Source organism: Paraburkholderia sp. BL6669N2, from assembly GCF_003387275.1.
GTDB lineage: Bacteria > Pseudomonadota > Gammaproteobacteria > Burkholderiales > Burkholderiaceae > Paraburkholderia.
This window is the reverse complement of the sequence record NZ_QUNA01000002.1, coordinates 1,069,758-1,086,365: the sequence shown is the minus strand read 5'-3', so window position 1 is coordinate 1,086,365 and position 16,608 is coordinate 1,069,758. Positions and strand designations below refer to the sequence as shown.

17 protein-coding genes are annotated in these 16,608 nt (G+C 62.6%); 4 read left to right on the top strand and 13 right to left on the bottom strand.

From position 1 onward, the window contains the following. Window positions 1-7 precede the first annotated feature (7 nt). The 11 genes from B0G80_RS27420 to B0G80_RS27370 all read right to left on the bottom strand — a co-directional run bounded on the left by B0G80_RS27420 (window position 8) and on the right by B0G80_RS27370 (window position 10,906). Window positions 8-883: an intradiol ring-cleavage dioxygenase gene (locus B0G80_RS27420; RefSeq protein WP_116121179.1), complete on the bottom strand. Its 876-nt coding sequence runs from the start codon at window positions 881-883 to the stop codon at window positions 8-10. After that, complete coding sequence (locus B0G80_RS27415; RefSeq protein ID WP_258879057.1) at window positions 880-1,971, bottom strand: branched-chain amino acid ABC transporter permease; 1,092 nt, start codon at window positions 1,969-1,971, stop codon at window positions 880-882. Before B0G80_RS27415 ends, B0G80_RS27420 begins: the two co-directional genes overlap by 4 nt. 10 nt (window positions 1,972-1,981) lie before the next feature. Beyond that, window positions 1,982-2,848 (bottom strand): branched-chain amino acid ABC transporter permease, encoded by an 867-nt coding sequence (locus tag B0G80_RS27410; protein ID WP_116121178.1) that lies wholly within the window; start codon window positions 2,846-2,848, stop codon window positions 1,982-1,984. Beyond that, window positions 2,845-3,555 carry an ABC transporter ATP-binding protein gene (locus B0G80_RS27405; RefSeq protein ID WP_116121176.1) on the bottom strand — a complete coding sequence of 237 codons (711 nt, stop codon included), beginning with the start codon at window positions 3,553-3,555 and terminating at the stop codon, window positions 2,845-2,847. Before B0G80_RS27405 ends, B0G80_RS27410 begins: the two co-directional genes overlap by 4 nt. A gap of 2 nt (window positions 3,556-3,557) precedes the next feature. Further along, window positions 3,558-4,280, bottom strand: coding sequence for an ABC transporter ATP-binding protein (locus tag B0G80_RS27400; protein ID WP_106284711.1), 723 nt, complete (start codon window positions 4,278-4,280; stop codon window positions 3,558-3,560). A 20-nt stretch (window positions 4,281-4,300) separates the two neighbouring features. Next, window positions 4,301-5,590 (bottom strand): ABC transporter substrate-binding protein, encoded by a 1,290-nt coding sequence (locus B0G80_RS27395; protein WP_106284710.1) that lies wholly within the window; start codon window positions 5,588-5,590, stop codon window positions 4,301-4,303. Window positions 5,591-5,630: 40 nt separating this feature from the next. Beyond that, window positions 5,631-6,689 carry a maleylacetate reductase gene (locus B0G80_RS27390; RefSeq protein WP_116121174.1) on the bottom strand — a complete coding sequence of 353 codons (1,059 nt, stop codon included), beginning with the start codon at window positions 6,687-6,689 and terminating at the stop codon, window positions 5,631-5,633. A gap of 6 nt (window positions 6,690-6,695) precedes the next feature. Beyond that, entirely contained in the window at window positions 6,696-8,159 is a 1,464-nt protein-coding gene (locus tag B0G80_RS27385) for an aldehyde dehydrogenase family protein (protein ID WP_116121172.1), read from the bottom strand. A gap of 94 nt (window positions 8,160-8,253) precedes the next feature. Next, window positions 8,254-9,249, bottom strand: coding sequence for a hydroxyquinol 1,2-dioxygenase (locus B0G80_RS27380; protein ID WP_116121170.1), 996 nt, complete (start codon window positions 9,247-9,249; stop codon window positions 8,254-8,256). A 35-nt stretch (window positions 9,250-9,284) separates the two neighbouring features. Next, the gene (locus B0G80_RS27375; RefSeq protein WP_116121168.1) at window positions 9,285-9,776 is read right to left on the bottom strand and encodes a hydroxyquinol 1,2-dioxygenase; all 492 of its coding nucleotides are present in this window, start codon (window positions 9,774-9,776) and stop codon (window positions 9,285-9,287) included. A 164-nt stretch (window positions 9,777-9,940) separates the two neighbouring features. Continuing rightward, on the bottom strand, window positions 9,941-10,906 hold the full coding sequence (locus B0G80_RS27370; RefSeq protein WP_116121166.1) for a LysR family transcriptional regulator: 966 nt from the start codon (window positions 10,904-10,906) through the stop codon (window positions 9,941-9,943). 339 nt (window positions 10,907-11,245) lie between these two features. Between B0G80_RS27370 and B0G80_RS27365 the strand changes: the two genes are divergently transcribed. From B0G80_RS27365 to B0G80_RS27355, 3 genes are all read left to right on the top strand, one after another. Continuing rightward, on the top strand, window positions 11,246-12,865 hold the full coding sequence (locus B0G80_RS27365; protein ID WP_116121164.1) for a class I adenylate-forming enzyme family protein: 1,620 nt from the start codon (window positions 11,246-11,248) through the stop codon (window positions 12,863-12,865). 129 nt (window positions 12,866-12,994) lie between these two features. Then, window positions 12,995-13,426: a TerB family tellurite resistance protein gene (locus B0G80_RS27360; RefSeq protein ID WP_116121162.1), complete on the top strand. Its 432-nt coding sequence runs from the start codon at window positions 12,995-12,997 to the stop codon at window positions 13,424-13,426. Window positions 13,427-13,588: 162 nt separating this feature from the next. Beyond that, entirely contained in the window at window positions 13,589-14,776 is a 1,188-nt protein-coding gene (locus tag B0G80_RS27355; protein WP_116121160.1) for an FUSC family protein, read from the top strand. Between the two features lie 139 nt (window positions 14,777-14,915). On the opposite strand, the gene B0G80_RS27350 is transcribed toward B0G80_RS27355, so the two are convergent. Further along, on the bottom strand, window positions 14,916-15,218 hold the full coding sequence (locus B0G80_RS27350) for a DUF4148 domain-containing protein (protein WP_116121158.1): 303 nt from the start codon (window positions 15,216-15,218) through the stop codon (window positions 14,916-14,918). A 220-nt stretch (window positions 15,219-15,438) separates the two neighbouring features. Between B0G80_RS27350 and B0G80_RS27345 the strand changes: the two genes are divergently transcribed. Beyond that, window positions 15,439-15,861, top strand: a complete 423-nt coding sequence (locus tag B0G80_RS27345) for a VOC family protein (protein WP_116121156.1) — start codon at window positions 15,439-15,441, stop codon at window positions 15,859-15,861. 24 nt (window positions 15,862-15,885) lie between these two features. Here the strand turns inward: B0G80_RS27345 and B0G80_RS27340 are convergent, their stop codons facing one another. Next, window positions 15,886-16,407, bottom strand: coding sequence for a heme-binding protein (locus B0G80_RS27340; protein WP_116121154.1), 522 nt, complete (start codon window positions 16,405-16,407; stop codon window positions 15,886-15,888). Window positions 16,408-16,608 lie beyond the last annotated feature (201 nt).

Below are 16,608 nucleotides of genomic sequence, written 5' to 3'. Positions count from 1 at the left end.
CGTCTCCTCATGCGTGCCGATCGGACAGCACGAAGTCGCGCTGTACTTCGAAGAACGGACTCGGCAGCGCCCACTCTTGTGCGGCGGCTGCGTCGTGGTTCGGCACGTAGTCGATCACGAGCGACGGCTTCGAGCCGAACACCGCGTCGGAGTGGACGTAGGGATCTCCCTCGGAGTACAGCGCAGTGATCAGCGTCTCGTAGCCGGGCGCAACGATCAGGAAATGGATGTGGGCCGGCCGCATGGGATGACGCCCGCTCGCCATCAGCATCTGTCCGACCGGGCCGTCGGTCGGAATGGGATAGCTGGTCGGCTTGATGGTCCTGAACGCGTATTCGCCGTTCGGCCCCGAGCGAAATTTGCCGCGCAGGTTGCTCTCGGGCTGGTCGGGGTCCTGGCCTTCATACATGCCGTTGTTCGCCGTTTCCCATACCTCGATCAACGCACCGGCCACCGGCGCGCCGCGCTCATCGACGAGGCGGCCATGAATCAGCGTCGGCTCGCCTTCCGTGCGGGCGATGTTGGCGCCGAATTCTTCTTCCTTCGCGCCTTCGCGATAGAACGGGCCGAGCAGGCTGCTTTCGGTGGTGACACCGCCGCGCCCGTGATTGATCGCATCGACCATGATCGACAGGCCGAGCGTGTCCGACAGCAGGATGAACTCCTGGCGGATGCCTTTGCACATTTTGCCCGTGGCTGTCAGAAACTCGATGCCTCGAAGCCATTCGTCGCCGGTCAGTTCAACTTCGCGGGCGAAAGCATGCAGGTGTCTCACCAGCGCGGTCATGATCTGCTTGAGGCGTGGATCGGTGCAATCGGCGAACGTGTCGAGCACGTTCTGCGTCAATGGATGAATGGTCTTATCGTTCATGGTTGGCCTCATGCGCGGTGTGCCGCCGAGCCCGCGTTGAGCGAATCCGACGCGCCGTCCGGCGAGCGTTGTTGAGACGGACCGGCGTCGCGAAACACGACGCGCCGGCCCACGGGGAATAGTTGCAGGCCATAGCGGTGTGAGACGAAGCCCCACAGCCCTTGCGGAAAGAACAGGGTCACGACGATCGCCAGCGCGCCGAGGCCGATCAGATACCAGGTGCCAAAATCGGACAGGAACCGGTTCAGCAGGAAGAAGATCAGCGCGCCGATGATCGGCCCTTCGAGCGTGCCCAGCCCGCCGATCATCACGATGAAAATGCCGAACGCGCTCCAGTTCACCGAGAACGCGGCGTCGGGCGAGATGCGCAGGTTGCCGATGAAGTACAGGCCGCCCGCCAACGCGGTGCCGCACGCCGATACCAGGTAGACAATCAGGCGCGCGCGCTTCACGTCCACACCCTGGCTGCTGGCGGCCACCGCGTTGTCGCGCATCGCAGTGAGCGCGAGACCGGCTTTCGAGCGTAGAAACAGATACAGCAGGCCGATCGCCGCCACGACGATAGCGAGCGCGAGCCACAGCGTCAGCGATTCGCGCAGCGCACGTGGTACCTCCTGCAATGCGGTGAGACTCGTGCCCGAGCCGCCGCCGAGCACCGTGACGTTCGCCACCGTGAGCCGGAACACTTCGGCGATCACCCACGTGCCGATCGCAAAGTAGCCGCCTTCGAGGCGGAATGCCACCATCGACACAGGAATCGCCACCACCGTCGCAATCACGGCCGCAACCGGCACCGCGATAAACGGCGAGATGCCGCAGTAGTTGGCGAGAATCAGCATGCCGTAGCCGCCAATGCCGAAGAATGCCTGCTGGCCGATCGACACCATCCCGCCATAACCCGCCAGCAGGTTCCACATCAACGCGAACACCAGGTAGGACGCCAACTGTACGAAGTCGCGCATCGCATCGCGTCCGGCCCACCAGGGCGCGCTCGCCACCGCCAGCGCGACGATCAGCAGCACGATCACCGCCAAGCGGCTCGCACGCGTCGCGCGCCGCACCTCGAAGCCCGCTGCGGGCCGGTTCAATTGCATGGTCATGTCGAAGCCTCTATGCGGTTTTGGGCAGCAAGCCCTGCGGCCGCGCCACCAGCACGCCGAGAAACACCACGTGGCCGAGCCAGATGCCCCAGCCGGGATCGAAGTAAAAGCCCACCTGCTGCGCGATACCGAGCGCCATGCCGCCCACGAAAGTGCCCCAGAACGACCCCATGCCGCCGATGATCACGGCCTCGAACGCATACAGCAGCAGCGCCGGGCCATCGGTCGGCGACACCGCCGTGCGCATCGAATACAGCGCCGCGGCCACCGCGATCAGCACGAAGGCAATGCCCATCGCCAGCGCGTAGGTGCGGCGATACGAGACACCCATCAGCTGCACGATCTCGCGATCGTCCGAGGTGGCGCGAAACGCGCGGCCAAGCGGCGTGCGGCCGAACAGCCACTGCATCGCGAAGGCAAGCGCCACCGTCGCCACCAGCGTGACGAGCGGAAGATAGCCGAGCGTGATGCCGCCCGCGAGCGTGATGCTGCGCGACTCGAAACTACCGGTGGCAATCGAGCGCGGGTCCGCCGAGAAAATCTGCTGCAACACGTTCTGGATCACGATCGACAGACCGAACGTGACGATCAGCGACGGCAGCGGATCGCGGCTGCTGACGCGGTTCAAAAGCGCGAACTGCACGCCATAGCCCGCGCCGAACGCGATCACGAGCAACAGCACGAGCGCAACGGCGAGCGGCAGATGGGCGAAGCTCGTCAACGCGAACAGCACGAACACCAGCAGCACGATGAAGTCGCCATGCGCGGTATTGGTGAGCCGCATCACGCCGAACACCAGCGACTGGCCCATCGCGAAGAGCCCATAAAGTGCGCCCAACAACACGCCCTGCACGACGATATTGATGAACGTGTTCATGCGGCCACTCCGAAATACGCCTGCGTGATCGCTTCGTCGGATACCTCGGCCGATACGCCGGTCAACGAAACGCGCCCTTCCTGCAAGCAATAAAAACGCGACGAGACGCGGCGCGCGAGTTGCACGTCCTGTTCGACGACGATCGCGCTCATGCCATGCGCGACGATCTCGGGCAACGCCGCATAGATTTCGCGGACGATCACCGGCGCGAGGCCGAGCGAAAGTTCATCGCACATCAGCAGATCGGGATTGCTCATCAAGGCGCGGCCGATCGCCACCATCTGTTGCTGACCGCCCGACAACGCGGTGGCAGCGTGATGGCGGCGCTCCCGCAACGCTGGGAACAGCGCATAGACGCTTTGCAGATTCCAGCGTCCCGGCCGCTGGCTGAACGCGCCGAGCAACAGGTTTTCTTCGACGGTCAAACTCGCGAACAGGCGCCGCCCTTCCGGCACCAACGCAATGCCCTTGCCGACGATGCTCGCTGCCGGCGCCCCGCCAATCGGCTCGCCGCGATACAGAATCTGCCCGGCACTGCGTGGGCGCAGCAGGCCCGCCACCGATTTCAGAAAGGTCGATTTACCCGCACCGTTCGATCCGATCAGCGCGACTACTTCGCCCGGCGCGACCGCCACGTCGATGCCGAACAGCGCCTGAAAGTCGCCGTAAAACGCGCTCAGCGCGCGTGTTTCCAATAGTGCCGACATGGTCAAGCCTCCAGTCCGAGATACACGCGCCGCACTTCGGGGTCGTCCATCACGGCGGCAGGCAGACCTTCCGCGAGCCGCTTGCCGAAGTTGATGACGAGCAGCCGGTCGGCCACCGCGAGCAGCGCATGCACGACATGTTCGATCCACACGATCGTCACGCCACGCTCCTTGACGCGCCGAATCTCGTCGACGAGGGCGTGCGTTTCAGGTTCGGTGAGACCGCCGGCGATCTCGTCGAGCAGCAGCAGTTGCGGTTGCGTCGCGAGCGCGCGAGCCAGTTCGAGGCGCTTGCGGTCGAGCAGCCCCAGCGTTCCGGCCAACTGGTTGGCGCGGGCCTTGAGGCCGGTGCGTTCGAGCACGTCGGCGCAGACGTCGTAGGCGGCGTGGCCGGTCAGTTCACCGCCGAAGGTGGCGCCGACCAGCAGGTTTTCGAACACAGTCATTCCGCCGAACGGCCTCGGCACCTGATACGAGCGGCCGATCCCCGCCGCGCAACGGCGATGCGGCGGCAAGTGATTCACATCGGCGCCGTCGAATTCGACGCTGCCCTGATCGGGCCGCACGTCGCCGCTGACGAGGTTGAACAGCGTGGTCTTGCCGGCGCCGTTCGGGCCGAGAATGCCGTAGGTTTCGCCGCGTTCGACCGCGAAGCTGATGTCGTCGGTCACCTGCAGCGCGCCGTAACGCTTCGACACGCCGGTGAGTCTGAGCACAGGGTTCATCACTGCTCTCCGCGTTGGGTTCAAGCGATCAGCTTCAGCGGGCCGGACAGCGGTACGCTCGGCGCGAGCTGGTTGTTGACGATGGCGAGATCGAAAGGATGCTTTTGACCTTTCACCCATTGGCCGCCGACAAGCGGCGTCTTCGCAACGTTCTTCACCGGACCGCTGCCCCACGCGACATGACCGACCAGCGTATCGAGCTTCGTCGAGGCCACCGCATCACGGATCGCTTCGTTCGAGTCGATGTCTTTCGCGCGCTTCAATGAGTCGACGGCGATTTCGAATAGCGCATGCGCGAAGCCGATTGGTTGAGTCCATTGCTTCGAGGTGACGCGCTCGTAGTCGTCGGCGACTTGCCGAGCGCTTTGCCCCGTCAGCGACGATTTGAACGGATGCGAGGGCGACCACCACACTTCGGTGGAGAGTCCGTCGCCGAGATTGCCGAGCGCTTCGATCGAGGTCGGGAACAACAGCGCTTTGCCGATCGAAATGACTTTGGGCTTGAGACCTTGCTGACGCGCCTGAACGAGAAAGTTCTTGGCGTCGGGCGGAATCACGACGCCCGTGACGATCTGCGCATTCGACTGTTTGAAAGAGGAAATCTGCGCGGAGAAGTCCTGCGTCATGCTCTGGAAGCGGCCCGGGTCCTTCAGCGTGAAGCCCTTCTGCGCGAGCACCGGCGGAAAGCCGAGCTTCGCGTCGCCCCAGGCGTTGCCGTCGCCGTCGTTGGGGAAAAGACCGCCTACGCTGTGATTGGTCTGCACCGACTGCCACATGCCGGTATAGACAGTGATCACATCTTCCAGTCCCCAGAAGAAGTGATAGGTGAAGCGGAAGCCCTTCTTCGGATCGCCCTTTCTGCCGAAGAACCACGGCTGCCACGGCACTACCGTCGAAACGCACGGCATCTCGTTCAGCTCACATGCGTCGCTCACGGGATTGGCGGTTTCCGGCGTGCCGGATACCAGCATGATGTCGACCTTGTCCTTGAGAATCAGATCATTGGCGACTTCGCCGGCGCGATTCGGATTCGACTGGCTGTCCTTGACGACAATCGACACCGGATATGTTTTACCGCCGATCACGATGCCGTTTTTCAGCGCCGTCTGCATCTGCTGGATCGTGAAGCGGTCCGCCTCGCCGAATGGCGCGAGCGGCCCCGTTTGCGGCGATACATAGCCGATTTTCAGCGTGCGCGGGCCGGCCGCGAAAACGAGTGGCGAGAACGCCGAGGTCGTGGCGGCGAGCGCGCCGCCTGCCGCGAGGCTGACAAAGCGGCGGCGCCTCGCATCGAAAGTATGTGAGTCCATGGTTGTCTCCTGAATTTTTTGTATGAGTGAGGTAAGCGCGCTAGTCCGGCCGTCGGCCGTCGAAGGCGGCCTCGAGTAAGGCGCGAAGCGGTATTCGCTCGACCGGCCGCGGATTCCAGTACGGGTTCTTCAAGGCGAGATCGAGTGCGGCATCGAGATCGGTTGCGCTCAGGCCGATGTCTTTCAGCGCCGTCGGCGCACCGTGGTCGCTTGCGAGATCGAACACGGCTTGCGCGGCATCGTCGGCGTGCAATGCGTGCGCGATACGCTTCATCGCCTCGGGCGCTGCCGCACGGTTGTAGGCGAGCACATGCGGCAGCACGATGGTGTGCGTCTCAGCGTGCGGCAGATTGAAGGCGCCGCCAAGCGTATGGCACAGCTTGTGATGCAAGGCCATGCCGACACTGCCGAGCACCGCGCCGCATAGCCAGGCGCCATACAGGCAATTGCCGCGCGCGGCGAGGTCTTCCGGTTGTTGCATCACGCGAGGCAGCCCTTGGCCGAGCGCGCGAATACCCTCTTCCGCCATCAGGCTGATGATCGGATTCGCGTCCTGTGCGTAGAGCCCTTCCGCCGCGTGGGCGATCGCGTTGATACCGCTCGTCAACGACAACGCGGCTGGCAGCGACGTCGTCAATGCCGGGTCGTAGATCACCGTTTTCGGCAACACACGCAGATCGCGGCCGGTCTTCTTGATGCCGTTCTCGGTGAGGCCGTAGATCGGAGTCATCTCCGAGCCTGCATACGTGGTTGGAATCGCGATGATCGGCAGCGAGGTTTCCAGCGCGATCGCTTTGCCGAGTCCTGTCGTGGAACCGCCGCCTATCGCGATCGCGCAATCGGCGCCAACGCTTGCGGCAAAGTCGCGTGCCGCGCGAGCGGTTTCGACCGGCACGTGCATGACGGCTTCGGCATAGACGCCCGCCGCACGCGAGCCGAGGCTTGCCGCGAGCGCTTCGGCCTGCGCGCGCTGTTGCGGCGTGGACAGCACGATCGCCCGCGTGGCGCCGAGCAAACCGATCTCGCGATCGAGCTGCTCAAGACGGCCCGCGCCGAAAATCACGCGTGACGGCAAGCCGTTATAGATGAACGGTTCCATGGTGGTTCAGCGCGGGTAGTAAGGCGGAATCTGCGCATCCACGTTGACCCAGACTGACTTGGGCTGTGTATATTCGCGCATCGCTTCGAAACCCATTTCGCGGCCGTAGCCGCTTGCGCCGACGCCGCCGAACGGCGACGCGGGACTCACGCGCTTGTAGCAGTTGATCCACACCATGCCGGCGCGAATCTCGCGAGCCACCAGATGCGCGCGTTGCAGATCGCGCGTCCACAGACCCGCGCCGAGACCGTATTCGGTGCCGTTCGCGATGGCGAGAGCTTCTTCGTCGGTGCGGAATCGGGTGACCGTCATGAACGGCCCGAACACTTCTTCCTGGGAGACCCGATCCTCCGGCTTCGCTTCGACGATTGTCGGCTCGACATAGCAGCCATTGGCCAACGCCGCGATGTCCGGCGCCTTGCCGCCGGCAAGTACGCGACCACCCTGTTCGCGGGCGACATCGACGAACGACAGCACGCGGTCGCGGTGCTGACGCGAAGTGAGCGGCCCCATCTCGGTCGACGGATCGAGCGGATCGCCGATCTTGATCGTGCGGCTCAATGCGGCGAACTTTTCGAGCACTTCGTCGGCGATCGATTCATGCACGATCATCCGCGAGCCGGCAATGCACGCCTGCCCCTGATTGTGGAAGATCGCGAACGCCGAGCCTTGCACCACGGCGTCGATATTGGCGTCGCCGAATACGATGTTCGCGCCCTTGCCGCCGAGTTCGAGCTGCACCTTCTTCAGATTGCCGCTCGACGCCTGCACGATCTTGCGGCCCACCGCGGTCGAACCGGTGAAGGCGACCTTGCTGATCTCCGGATGTTCGGCAATGTACTGACCCGCTACATGGCCGAGGCCCGGCAGAATATTGACGACGCCTTCCGGAAAACCCACTTCGGCCATCAGTTCGGCAATCGCGAGACTCGACAGCGGTGTGAGTTCGGCGGGCTTCATGATCACGCAGTTGCCCGCGGCAAGTGCCGGCGCCATCTTCCAGCTCGTGAACATCAACGGGAAATTCCACGGCACCACTTGCCCGACGATGCCGACCGGCTCGCGGGTCATATAGTTCAGAAAACCCTGCTCGACCGGAATCACCGAACCTTCGAACTTGTCGGCCATGCCGCCGAAATAGCGGAACGTGGCTGCCGTGCGTGGCACGTCGAGATTGCGCGTATCGCGGATCGGGTGGCCCGTATCGAGCGATTCGAGGCGCGCGAGTCGATCGGCATTCGCTTCGATCGCGTCGGCCAGTTTGAGAAGCAGGCGCCCGCGCTCCATCGCAGCGAGATTGCTCCACTTCGGAAACGCCGCCTTCGCCGCCGCGACGGCGCGATCGACATCGGCCGGGCCCGCCATCGCGACCTCGGCGATCACCGAGTTGTCGTGCGGATTGAGGGAGGCGAGCGTTTCGCCGTTTGCAGCCGGCACGAAGCGGCCGCCGATGAAGAGTTGCGTTTGCATGACAGTCCTGAGCAAGTAAAACCTGGACGCGACTTTCCCCGCGGCGCCAGCGGTCCGGCGCCGTTCGATCGACGATCAGGGGAATGCCGGAGAGTTACATCTGGATCGGATACGGCGGCAGTTCACCGCTTTCGTAACGCTTGGGCAGATCGGGCGTGGCGTTCTCCCACACCAGCAGCATCGAACGCTTCTGCGAGTAGCCTTTGTGGCGGATATCGGCCGGCATCGCGGCGATATCGCCCGCGTTCATGGTGATGCGTGCGCGCGGCTCGCCGCTGTCCTTGTCGGCGACGTCCCAGATGATCTGGTCGGACAGTTGCAGGAACCACTCGACGCGGTCGTTGCCGTGGAACACCGGCAGCACGAATTCCTCGGTGGTCGGGCAGAACAGGCTCTGCTGGCACACCGACGTGACCGATGGATTCCACGTCACGTCCGAGCGCGACAGGTATTTAAAAAGACTGAACGCATGTAGCGCGCCTTCAAAACCCGGCTCGGCGTGAATCTCGGGTTCGTCCTGACCGACGTCGGTAAACTGGCGATTGACGGGCAGGTCGTCGCGCAACGGCGAGTCGCCTTCCAGGCCCGGCATGCGTTTGGTGGCGATCCGCGTACGCTCGATCGCGGCAATGTTATCGCCGTGTTTCGTGCCGAATGCGGAGCCGGTTTCTTCCGGCGCGGCGAACGGGTCGAAGCCTTCGTTGACCCAGTCCTTCAGGATCGCCTTGAAGGTCGCCATGATGAGCGGCGTGTCGAACTGCTGCGTATGATCGACACCTGCTTCCTTGAAGCTCGCGTTAAATGCGCCGGCGTACATGTCGACCTTGCCGTAGTGATTGCGCGTGCCGATCACCTCGTCGAAGTTGACCCAGCCGTAGAAGAAACCCCACGCCACATCGCGCATCATCGCGCGCAGGAAGTCGTCGGCGTGCATCTGGTGCGAGCGGATCTGGCCTTTGGCCGGCCATCTGACGGTGGCGAAGTAAGCGTCGCGGCTGAACTCGAAATCGCCGAGGCAGAAGGTGCGATAACCGGTGACCGCGTCGGCCTCGCTCGCGGTGACGTTTTGCAGGGTGCTGAGTTTGTCCATGATGGGCTCCGGATGGATGGATCGTGTAGAGGGATTCAGTGGATGCAGATGTCGGCCCACTTCTCGACCGAATAGCGTCCGAGGATCGTCTGCACGAGCAGCACGCCTTTGGTCCTCGCTTCGAAGCGATACGCGGCGCCGGCGGGCAGCAATGCCTGATGGCCGCGACGCAGCCGCACATGGCCCATCGACTGGCCCGACGGCTGGCCTTCCAGACGCACGCTGCCTTCGGTCTGCGCGTCGACCAGCGGGCCATCTGAAGGCTTGATGAAATAGATGTCGATCTCGCCGTCGAGCACGACCGCGAACTCATCGTGCGACGCAGCAAACCACGCCGACGAACCTTCCGCGCGCAGCGTCTCGATCACGTACTTGAGATTCTTGCCGACAACGATTTTCTCGTAGGGTTCTGCACGGCTCGCTACGTCGAATACATTCGACATAGCGTAATGTTCCGGTTTGCCCTTGATGATTTCGATGGAGCCTTTCCGAAAGTTGTCCAGGCTGCCGAACCAGGTTTGTTGCATGTCTGCCTCCAGTTGATCCACGAATGCTTTGCTTGCATCGAAGATTAAGCGGCGGCAGGCGCTACAGCAATGTTCTGAGGGTCGGGAAACGCGAACCTTGGGTGCGCCGGAATCGCGCCAGGGAAACTACCTGGTGGCGAACCCTCATAGGCTTGAGGCGGGTCTCAGCTGTCGGACAGTTCCTCGCCGACGCTTTTCGTTTCGTCGTCGGGCGGCGAGATGCCGAGCGCCCTGTCCCACTGTGGTTCGCGCAGATAGCGGGCGCGCAGGAAGTCGACGAAGGCCTTGACCTTGGTGGTCGAGCGGTGCGAAGCAGGATACACCGCCGAGAGCCACAGCGGCGGCGCCGCGTACTCCGGCAGCACGCGCTCGAGCCGGCGTTCGAGCAGATCGGCGGCGGCGACCATGGTCGGCAGATAGACGACACCCGCGCCGGCCCTCGCGAATTCCAGCAGCAGGTGCACGCTATTCGTTTTTAGCACCGGATTCAGCGCGATTTCGAAGCACTCGTTGCCGCGCATCAGCGGCCACTTGTCGCCCCACGGGTAATACGAATAGCGCGCGAAATCGTGGCGCAGCAAATCGAGCGGTGTCTCGATCAGCGGCTCCTCCTTCAGATAGCCGGGCGCGGCGCAGAGCACGCCGCGCACCGGAAAGAGACGCCGCTCGACCAGCAGGTTCGACGCCGGCGGATAGATTTGCAATGCCAGATCGAAGCCTTCCTGAACCGGATCGATAACGCGGTCGTTGACGGTCACGACAAATTCCACGCGTGGGTAAGCGGCGCGAAATTCGATTAGTGTCTGCGAAAAATGGCCGAGCGCGAAGCCCGGCAGGACGTGGATATTGAGCGTGCCCGCCAGCGCCTGTGGATCGCCGCGCGAGCGCCCGGACAGATCGTGGACCTTGGTGACCAGTTCGGCGCAGTCTCGGTAGTAGGTCTCGCCGAGTTCGGACAGGCGCACCGCCCGGGTCGAACGATGAAAGAGCGGCACACCGAAATGGTCTTCCAGTTGCTTGACGCGCGAGGTCACCACGGATTTGGCGACACCCAGCTGGCGCGCCGCGCCGGCGAAGCTCTGTGCTTCCGCGGCGCGGACGAACGCTTCCATCGACGTGAATAGATCCAACGCTGTCTCCTGTCGACCACAGTTAGCGCTTTAGCGCTTACTCCGACCCGATGCGCCCGCATTAGCTGCGGCGAGCGCTTCGGCGCCGTCGCCCCTCTGTACCGAGATGCTAACGCGAATTCGGCGGCACACCGCTTTTCTTACGGACCGGGCTCGACAATCGCCGTCCGGAGCTGCCCACCTTGATCGTCAAGAATCAATTCCTCGCGGCGCCGCCCGGTAACGCTCCACTACTCGCACCCACACCCGCTAATTCTCCGCTCATTATGCAAACGCACAATCCGTCTCAGCACAGCCTGATTCACCTATCGAATCACGCATCACTGAAGCGGAGCAATCATGCAACACGAAGAGAAAGCAGCGTTTCGGCCGTATATCGACGCCTTGCTCGATCAACTGGAAACACATTCGGATCGGGCGGTACTGCGCTATTTCGACCATGACGTAACGGGCGGTACCCTGCGAACGGCAATCTTTCGCTATGCGCGGGCGCTTGCGGCGCTCGGCATCGGCCGGGGCTCGCTGGTCGCACTGCTCGCTCCCAATTGTCCGGACGCGCTTGCGATCCGCTACGCGGCAAACCTGCTTGGTTCGGCGACGATGTTCGTGCCTGCATCAACGAATGCTGGGCGGCACGCAACCTTGCTAGCCCGCGTCCAACCGACGCTTCTCGTGGCCTTCCCTGAAACTCTTCACGACATACCCATTGCGCTCGAGAGCCGCGTGCTGTTCGTCGGCGTCGGTCCCGCTTCTGCACGCCTAGACAAGCTCGCGCAAGTGCATGCGAATCAGCCGTTGCGCAGACCACTGAGCGCCGATGACCTCGCGGTCGTCGTTTCGTCAGGCGGCACGACGGGTGTACCCAAATGCAGCCGCCGGTCCTTCGCAGCGTATTCAGCGATGGTCTGCGCGGCGAACGACAAGGACCGGCGCCAGCTTATCAATAGCCCGCTCGCGTACCTCTCGCAAGTGCTGGTGGACACGACGCTCATCGGCGGCGGCACGGTCGTCTTGAAGCGTCGCTACGATCCCGCGGAGACGCTCGCGACGATCGAATCGGAACGTATCACCGACGTGCTGCTCGTCGAGCCTCAGCTGTTCGAAACAATGGACCACCCGGACGTCGGCCGGCGCGACCTGTCGTCGCTGCGCTCCATTGCGCACATCGGCGGGTCAGCGCCCGCGGTACTGCGGGAACGCGCGATCGCGCGTCTCGGTCCTGTGCTTACCCATCTCTACGGTGCAAGCGAAACCGGTGTCGTCAGTATTCTGCCGCCATCTAACTATGAGGCCAATCCGGAACTGCTGCTTTGCGCGGGCGCTATTCGACCCGGCGTCGAGGTACGTTTGCGGCGCGCCGACGGAACGCTGGCAGGTGCGGGACAGTGCGGAAACATCGAAGTGAAGTCGGCCGCCGTGGCGGATGGTTACTATCACCAGCCGCTCGAAGAGGCACAAAAGTTTCAGCATGGTTGGTGCCTGACCGGCGACGTCGGCTTCATCGACGAAGCAGCCGATCTGCACGTTCTCGGCCGCGCGCCCGACGTCGCGGAAATCGACGGAGTGCCGATCGGTCCGACACAGATAGAAGATGTCTTGTGCCGCTTACCTGACATTCGCTACGCCGTGGCGCTGGCCGCAAACAAGAGTGCCCGCGAGCACGGATGGAACGCGCTGATCGAACCATGGACCGCTGGGCAGGTGAACGTCGCGCGGTGCATGCGCAGGCTGGAAATTTCGCTCGGCTCTTTAGTCGCGAGGCGGATTCGTATCGTCGTGGCCGATCGCGTGCCGCTTACTGAACAGGGAAAAGCCGACCACGCCGCAATCGAAACGATCCTGCAAAGCGACTCGCAGCCGAGCCACGGTGCGCTGCAACCGGTCGGCAATGTCGACACTGGCCGCCAGCCGGGCGATCGCCGCTATGCCTCCGCCAGTGGACCCCAACCCGCCACATGACACACCCATCATTCGTTTTCCTCAGCTAGCGACCGCGTAAGGCTAGCTGAATTGTCACGGCGATTCGCCCGGACTATCTCAGGGTTCATTTCGCCGCCCCGTTCTTGTCGATATGGAAAGGAGTAGCAAATGCGTCACTATCAATGCAACAGTCCCGAGGCAGCGGGCCGCATCCTGGCGGCATGCCTGTTAATCGATGGACACCTCAGTCTCACTGAACTCGACACGCTCGACCGTTGTGGTATGGAAAGGCGCCTGCAGTTGGATCGGCACCGATTGCTTTCGATCGTGCAAACACTGTACGAAGACCTGACGCGGTCTGGCTATCTGAATTGGAACGACGTATGTCAGGTCGATCCCGCGACGCTCGCCTGGCTCGCGGCTGATGTGCAGGACCGGCGACTCCGTCGCGACATCATGGAACTGTGCAGCGAAGCGGTCATGGCCGACCAACGCCACTGCTACCGCGAAGCCGAGTTCCTGAGACTGCTACGCGACGCGTGGCACCTTGCGGCCCGTCCCGTTCGACAAGTTGCGTTAGCGGGCACGTCCGCTGCGTAACGCGTGGCCTCTCGCGCCACCAGCCATATAATCTGCCGCATGGCTGCGAGGACGGCTCGACATCATTGTCATAGCCGCGCGATAAATGGAGGCTCCTTTTACATGGATCAGGCTGTCTTTCCGCATTGTGCCTGGGCCTCTCGCTTTGAGTGCGTTAGATAGATGACGCTCGCCGGCACACTTGTTCAGCTCTGCCGTACGGCCGTCTTCGGGCTCGTACGTGAGCTGGCGGCCTGGAAGGCTTCCCGGGCGCGCGCCACATTCGCCGCAGAGGCAATGCTCTCGGTCGCGCTCTCTGTCGCGCTTGCAAACGCGTTGGGCCTATCGGACACGTGGTGGGCCGCAATCAGCGGCTTCGCGGTCATGCAAACGAGTTTTTCCGGTTCCGTGCAGCGTGCCGCACATCGCATCATCGGCACGGTGATAGGAGCCGCGCTCGGGGCTATCGCCGGGCCGTGGATCGGCGACCGTCCGTGGGTGTTCGTGCCCGCGCTGGGGGCGATCGGCGCCGTCGCGGTGTATCGGGCCAACGGGTCCAAGGCGACCTACGCCTGGGTTCTGGGCGGCGTGACGGCCCTGATGGTGATGTACGAAGCGCACAAGTTCGCGTCCTTCCGGGCGACCGCATTGTTTGCGGCGCTGCGCGCCGCCGAGGTCGTGGTTGGAACGCTCGCTTGCCTGCTGGTGGCGAGCGTGTTTCATTTCGGGCCGAAGTGGTATCGAAGGAACAGGACGGCACTGGAGGCTTTAACCGCTCGTGGGGCGGGTGAGTCCGACGGTGTACCTGCCGCTGAAAATTTGACGCCACCACTAGAATCGGCGCGCTCGACTCGTATGTTCTTGTGCTTGCAGGCCGCGCTATCCATCACAATCCTTGCATCGCTGACGTACGTTCTGCATCTGCCGGGTTTCGCGCAAGCAATGGTCACGGCGATCGCGGTGCTGATCGTGCCGCCGGGTCTGGCAGCAGACAGAACGCGGCAGCCGGTCATGGAAAAGATGGTGCAACGCGTGGCCGGCTGCCTGCTGGCCGGTGTAATCGGTGTGGCGCTCCTCCCTCTGATGCAAGGACAGGCAATCCTGTGCATGCTCGCGCTGTCCATCGGCGTGTGGGCAGGATGTCACGTGCAAACAGGACAGGAAGGAGCAAGCTACGTGGGGCGGCAATTCACCATCGCCTTCATCATGGTGTTCGTCCAGGATCACCACTGGTCGTCCGATCCATTGCCTGCGCTCATGCGGCTATCCGGCATTCTCACCGGAATTGCCGTGCTGGCGGTGGTGATGTTCGTGACCGGCCGGCTGTACATGCCACCCACGCCGCCCATGCCACGGGATGCGAGTCGTTGAGACACATGCGCATCTGGTGTTGTCACCGGAATTCCTTTCGACTGCGATCATTCACCTGGTAGTCGATCAGCGAGTCAGCGGCACCGTGATAGATGGTCGTATGGTCAATTCGCGGAATCGCTCGGAGCCTGTTGAACGCTCAGCGGCTATACATTGCATTCCAGTCCTCAGCCGACACGCCTCCGCCCACTCGGGACGTAATCGATGCGCCGGCGTAGTTGCTCGTCGATGCATCGCGCGCCGCCACCTTCGCTTCGGCGGCCTGGACTTCATCGGGATAGTGCGTCGGATCGCCGTCACCGACGTGCCATCCCACGCTCTCCAGTTGCACGAGCTCTGCACGGACCTGCGCACGTGTCGTGTGTTCGGTCGACTGAGCGAACGACGCAACGGGAATCACAAGCGCGCTGGCAAAAAGGACTCCACGGATAATCGATTTCATGGCAAACACCTCGAAAATGTTGAACCTGCCTGTAACAAACTCAATTGTCTGAAGTAGTGAATGAAGTCTGTGCTTCAACGGGGCGCGCATGAATGCACGCAACGATTGACTCGCAACGCATAAGTGAATATTTCGCCTCCATCAACCGGGATCCGGTCGCGCCACCGATCCACATTGCGCTTCTGCGGTAGCATCACCACCACAACCTGGAGGCTCGAACATGACTGCGAAACCGCTGACACTTGGTATCGATCACATCGGCTTGACCGTTCGCGATCTGAATCTCACTCGCGACTTTTTCATCGATTGTCTGGGATGGACGCAAGTTGGCGAGAAGCCGGACTATCCGGCTGCGTTCGTGTCCGACGGACAGGTGATGCTCACGCTGTGGGAAGTCCAGAATCAGGCGGGCCGCGTCGAATTCGACCGCAAAACGAACGTGGGCCTGCACCATCTGGCGCTGCGAGTGGGCAGTGAAGCAGCGCTCGAGGACGTGTTCTCGAAAGTGTCGAAATGGCCCGGCGTCGAAGTTCAATTTGCACCGGAAACCTTGGGTGCCGGCCCGAAGCAGCACACGATGATTTTCGAACCCGGCGGCATCCGGCTCGAGTTCGACTTCGATCCGCGAGTCGCGGCGGCCTGAGCGCGCGCTGCTACTGAAAGCAGCTTAGTGCGGCAGACGGTCCGCGACTTTCGCCACGCCCGCCGCCGCGCACACCTCGTCCTTGTCGCCGCCGGGTGCGCCACCGATCCCAAGCGCGCCCACTATCTCTCCATTCACCTTGAACGCTACCGCGCCCGGCAATGCCATGACGTTGTGCACGGTCGCGAGTTGCGGCGCGTATGGACTCGTTTTCATCAATTCGAAAAAGCCACTCGACCGGTCGAAGCCAAATTCCGGCCCTAGTGTTACGACGGTAAACGCTTTACGCATACTCGATTCGGCGGTGTGTACCGTGCTCCTGTCTCCGCGCAGTACTACCAGGGGCACGCCATCCATATCGAGCACCGTCGCGGTCACCCAGTAATGCTTCGTTTCGCACACGCGAATCGCTTCTTTCGCCGCGTCGAGCGCGACGTCGAGCGGCAAGGTGTAGTGATAGCCGGACGGCTGCGGGTCTTGTGCCTGACTTGCCGGCGACACGAGCGACGCAATACATAGCGATGCGGTCAGACTAAAACGTTTCATGGTTACACCGTGCGGGGACGCGATGGCGCGTGAACAGATCGATAAAGGGCAGTAGCGCGCACATAAAGTCTTGGCGCATGTTGACTGACAATATCTGCTTGTGGTCCAAGCGAACTATAGGAGTCGCGGCGGCTATTTGGCACGGCGTGTCGCTGAAGAACAGTTTTTCCTTGCTGGAATAAATGCTTCCAGAAATGGATC